We start from the raw sequence: 5,330 nt of genomic DNA, 5'->3' as shown, positions 1-5,330 counted from the left end.
GGGTGTCCGGCGGCGTCCTACTCTCCCACCCCGTCTCCAGGGCAGTACCATCGGCGCTGAAGGGCTTTGCTTCCGGGTTCGGAATGGGACCGGGCGTTTCCCCTTCGCTATGACCGCCGTAACGCTGTCGAGTTGTCGGGCACACCGTGCCACCTTGGGGGGTGGGGGTGTGGGGCCCGTGTCTCGGGAACCGCACAGTGGACGCGAACACGCATGATGAAGGGTGTTGAAGTTGTCGGCTGATTAGTACCGGTCAGCTGCGGCAGTCGTTGGTCCTGCCTTCCACATCCGGCCTATCTACCCAGTGGTCTAGCTGGGTGCCTTCAGGGCTTGCGCCCATGGAAACCTCATCTTGAAGCAGGCTTCCCGCTTAGATGCTTTCAGCGGTTATCCTTCCCGAACGTAGCTAACCAGCGGTGCCCTTGGCAGGACAACTGGCACACCAGAGGTTCGTCCGTCCCGGTCCTCTCGTACTAGGGACAGCCCTTCTCAAGTTTCCTACGCGCGCAGCGGATAGGGACCGAACTGTCTCACGACGTTCTAAACCCAGCTCGCGTACCGCTTTAATGGGCGAACAGCCCAACCCTTGGGACCTACTCCAGCCCCAGGATGCGACGAGCCGACATCGAGGTGCCAAACCATGCCGTCGATATGGACTCTTGGGCAAGATCAGCCTGTTATCCCCGGGGTACCTTTTATCCGTTGAGCGACGGCGCTTCCACAAGCCACCGCCGGATCACTAGTTCCGACTTTCGTCCCTGCTCGACCTGTCGGTCTCACAGTCAAGCTCCCTTGTGCACTTGCACTCGACACCTGATTGCCAACCAGGCTGAGGGAACCTTTGAGCGCCTCCGTTACATTTTGGGAGGCAACCGCCCCAGTTAAACTACCCACCAGGCACTGTCCCTGATCCGGATCACGGACCGAGGTTAGATGTCCGAAGCGGCCAGAGTGGTATTTCAACGATGACTCCGCCCGACCTGGCGGCCGGGTTTCACAGTCTCCCACCTATCCTACACAAGCCGCACCGAACACCAATACCAAGCTATAGTAAAGGTCCCGGGGTCTTTCCGTCCTGCTGCGCGTAACGAGCATCTTTACTCGTAGTGCAATTTCGCCGAGTTCGCGGTTGAGACAGCGGAGAAGTCGTTACGCCATTCGTGCAGGTCGGAACTTACCCGACAAGGAATTTCGCTACCTTAGGATGGTTATAGTTACCACCGCCGTTTACTGGGGCTTAAATTCTGGGCTTCGCCTTGCGGCTGACCCGTCCTCTTAACCTTCCAGCACCGGGCAGGCGTCAGTCCGTATACATCGTCTTGCGACTTCGCACGGACCTGTGTTTTTAGTAAACAGTCGCTTCTCCCTGGTCTCTGCGGCCGTCCCCGCTCGCCCACGCAAGGTGGGGTCACGGTTCGGGCCCCCCTTCTCCCGAAGTTACGGGGGCATTTTGCCGAGTTCCTTAACCACGATTTGCTCGATCGCCTTGGTATTCTCTACCTGACCACCTGAGTCGGTTTGGGGTACGGGCGGCTAGAACCTCGCGTCGAGGCTTTTCTTGGCAGCAGAGGATCACCCGTTTCCCGCATACGCGGTCACTATCAGCTCTCACCCTTGGTGGTGTGCGGATTTGCCTACACACCGGGCTACGGCCTTGGACGTGGTCTACCATCGCCACGCCGGGCTACCTTCCTGCGTCACCCCTGTTAACACGCTTACCTACTACCGGTTCAGGTCCCACGCCGCCGGCAGCGGTGTGGTCCGAAGACCACGATGCTGCCCTTGGGGTGGTTAGTGTCACCGGGCTCGGTATGGGCGGTTCTTCGCCGGTAGGAGAATATCAACTCCTTGTCCATCGACTACGCCTGTCGGCCTCGCCTTAGGTCCCGACTTACCCAGGGCGGATTAACCTGGCCCTGGAACCCTTGGTCATTCGGCGGACGGGTTTCTCACCCGTCTTTCGCTACTCATGCCTGCATTCTCACTCGTGTGGTCTCCACCGCTGGGTCACCCCGCGGCTTCACCGCCCACACGACGCTCCCCTACCCATCCACACCCCTGAACCACGAAGGCTAGAGTCTTGTGTGAATGCCACGGCTTCGGCGGTGTGCTTGAGCCCCGCTACATTGTCGGCGCGGAATCACTTGACCAGTGAGCTATTACGCACTCTTTCAAGGGTGGCTGCTTCTAAGCCAACCTCCTGGTTGTCTGTGCAACTCCACATCCTTTCCCACTGAGCACACGCTTAGGGGCCTTAGCCGATGATCTGGGCTGTTTCCCTCTCGACTACGGAGCTTATCCCCCGCAGTCTCACTGCCGCGCTTGCACTTACCGGCATTCGGAGTTTGGCTGACGTCAGTAACCTTGTGGGGCCCATCGGCCATCCAGTAGCTCTACCTCCGGCAAGAAACACGCGACGCTGCACCTAAATGCATTTCGGGGAGAACCAGCTATCACGAAGTTTGATTGGCCTTTCACCCCTAACCACAGGTCATCCCCCAGGTTTTCAACCCTGGTGGGTTCGGTCCTCCACGCCGTCTTACCGGCGCTTCAACCTGCCCATGGCTAGATCACTTCGCTTCGGGTCTAGACCCGGCGACTATGGGCGCCCTGTTCGGACTCGCTTTCGCTACGGCTTCCCCACACGGGTTAACCTCGCCACCGAGCACTAACTCGCAGGCTCATTCTTCAAAAGGCACGCCGTCACCCCTGCAAAGGAGGCTCCGACGGATTGTAGGCACACGGTTTCAGGTACTATTTCACTCCCCTCCCGGGGTACTTTTCACCTTTCCCTCACGGTACTAGTCCGCTATCGGTCACCAGGTAGTATTTAGGCTTAGCAAGTGGTCTTGCCAGATTCACACGAGATTTCTCGGGCCCCGTGCTACTTGGGATCCCCTCCGGGAGGCCACGCCATTTCGCCTACGGGACTACCACCCTGTGTCGTCCGCCTTTCAATGCGGTTCGGCTATGACGCGACTTTCTCACTCCCCGAGGCGGTGTCAGCCACCTCAAGAGGGTCCCACAACCCCGTGCACGCAACGCCTGACAGCTTTCACACGCCCACGGTTTGGCCTCATCCGCTTTCGCTCGCCACTACTCACGGAATATCTCTTCCTGCCGGTACTGAGATGTTTCACTTCCCGGCGTTCCCTCCACACACCCTATATATTCAGGTGCGGGTGACTGGGCATGACCCCAGCCGGGTTCCCCCATTCGGACATCCTCGGATCACAGCTCGTTTGCCAGCTCCCCGAGGCTTTTCGCAGGCTACGACGTCCTTCTTCGGCTCCTGGTGCCAAGGCATCCACCCTGTGCCCTTACAAACTTCAACAACACTACGCAGATACCAGGAACACCAACACGCTGATCGCTCAGCACATCGGTCTCCTGAGACATCTATTGGATGCTCGCGTCCACTGTACAGTTCTCAAGCAACGGACGGCCTCACCGGAACTCCCGCGGCGCCTGCCCCCGCGCCCCACCATGCGGCGGGACGGGCTGGGGGCGGTTCGACCGCACCGGTGACCCGTGTCCAAGACCCCCGACCTCGTGGCCGGTTGCCTCAGGACCCAACAGTGTGCTTCGACCCCGCCCCGCACGCCGGTCCCGGTCCAACCCCCCGGCTCCGAAGAACCACAGGGGGGCGTACTGGGGGCCGGCCACACGGGCCGCGGCCACAGTCAATGTTCCACCCATGAGCAACCACCCCCCGCACGGTCGGCGGGAGCGTGGCCCCTGACCACACCGGCGGCTCGAACCGAGCACCGGCGGGTTGGTGAGCTCCTTAGAAAGGAGGTGATCCAGCCGCACCTTCCGGTACGGCTACCTTGTTACGACTTAGTCCCAATCGCCAGTCCCACCTTCGACCACTCCCTCCCACAAGGGGTTGGGCCGTGGGCTTCGGGTGTTACCAACTTTCGTGACTTGACGGGCGGTGTGTACAAGGCCCGGGAACGTATTCACCGCAGCGTTGCTGATCTGCGATTACTAGCGACTCCGACTTCATGGGGTCGAGTTGCAGACCCCAATCCGAACTGAGACCGGCTTTTTGGGATTCGCTCCACCTTACGGTATCGCAGCCCTCTGTACCGGCCATTGTAGCATGCGTGAAGCCCAAGACATAAGGGGCATGATGATTTGACGTCATCCCCACCTTCCTCCGAGTTGACCCCGGCAGTCTCCCATGAGTCCCCGGCATAACCCGCTGGCAACATGGGACGAGGGTTGCGCTCGTTGCGGGACTTAACCCAACATCTCACGACACGAGCTGACGACAACCATGCACCACCTGTGCACCGACCTTGCGGGGCACCCATCTCTGGGTGTTTCCGGTGCATGTCAAGCCTTGGTAAGGTTCTTCGCGTTGCATCGAATTAATCCGCATGCTCCGCCGCTTGTGCGGGCCCCCGTCAATTCCTTTGAGTTTTAGCCTTGCGGCCGTACTCCCCAGGCGGGGCACTTAATGCGTTAGCTGCGGCACGGAGACCGTGGAATGGTCCCCACACCTAGTGCCCAACGTTTACGGCATGGACTACCAGGGTATCTAATCCTGTTCGCTCCCCATGCTTTCGCTCCTCAGCGTCAGTAACTGCCCAGAGACCTGCCTTCGCCATCGGTGTTCCTCCTGATATCTGCGCATTCCACCGCTACACCAGGAATTCCAGTCTCCCCTACAGCACTCTAGTCCGCCCGTACCCGATGCCAGCCCGAGGTTGAGCCTCGGGTTTTCACACCAGACGCGACAGACCGCCTACGAGCTCTTTACGCCCAATAATTCCGGACAACGCTTGCGCCCTACGTATTACCGCGGCTGCTGGCACGTAGTTAGCCGGCGCTTCTTCTGCAGGTACCGTCACTTGCGCTTCTTCCCTGCTGAAAGAGGTTTACAACCCGAAGGCCGTCATCCCTCACGCGGCGTCGCTGCATCAGGCTTGCGCCCATTGTGCAATATTCCCCACTGCTGCCTCCCGTAGGAGTCTGGGCCGTGTCTCAGTCCCAGTGTGGCCGGTCGCCCTCTCAGGCCGGCTACCCGTCGACGCCTTGGTAGGCCATCACCCCACCAACAAACTGATAGGCCGCGAGCCCATCCCCCACCGAAAAACTTTCCAACCCACGAGATGCCTCGCAGGCTCATATCCGGTATTAGACCCCGTTTCCAGGGCTTATCCCGAAGTGGAGGGCAGGTTGCTCACGTGTTACTCACCCGTTCGCCACTGATCCACCCAGCAAGCTGGGCTTCACCGTTCGACTTGCATGTGTTAAGCACGCCGCCAGCGTTCGTCCTGAGCCAGGATCAAACTCTCCGTAAATGTCTGATGCCACCAGGC

General features: G+C 59.8%; 3 rRNA genes. All 3 read right to left on the bottom strand.

The features are described 5' to 3' along the window. Positions 1–4 precede the first annotated feature (4 nt). The 3 genes from rrf to GSF02_RS18225 all read right to left on the bottom strand — a co-directional run bounded on the left by rrf (position 5) and on the right by GSF02_RS18225 (position 5,312). Positions 5–121 (bottom strand): 5S ribosomal RNA (rrf, locus tag GSF02_RS18235). Positions 122–223: 102 nt separating this feature from the next. Then, positions 224–3,334 (bottom strand): 23S ribosomal RNA (locus GSF02_RS18230). Positions 3,335–3,791: 457 nt separating this feature from the next. After that, a 16S ribosomal RNA gene (locus GSF02_RS18225) occupies positions 3,792–5,312 on the bottom strand. Together the 16S, 23S and 5S rRNA genes form the textbook arrangement of a ribosomal RNA operon. Between the last annotated feature and the right edge of the window lie 18 nt (positions 5,313–5,330).

The sequence above is a fragment of the Puerhibacterium puerhi genome, assembly GCF_009846865.1.
GTDB lineage: Bacteria > Actinomycetota > Actinomycetes > Actinomycetales > Cellulomonadaceae > Puerhibacterium > Puerhibacterium puerhi.
This window is presented reverse-complemented; position numbering and strand designations above follow the sequence as displayed.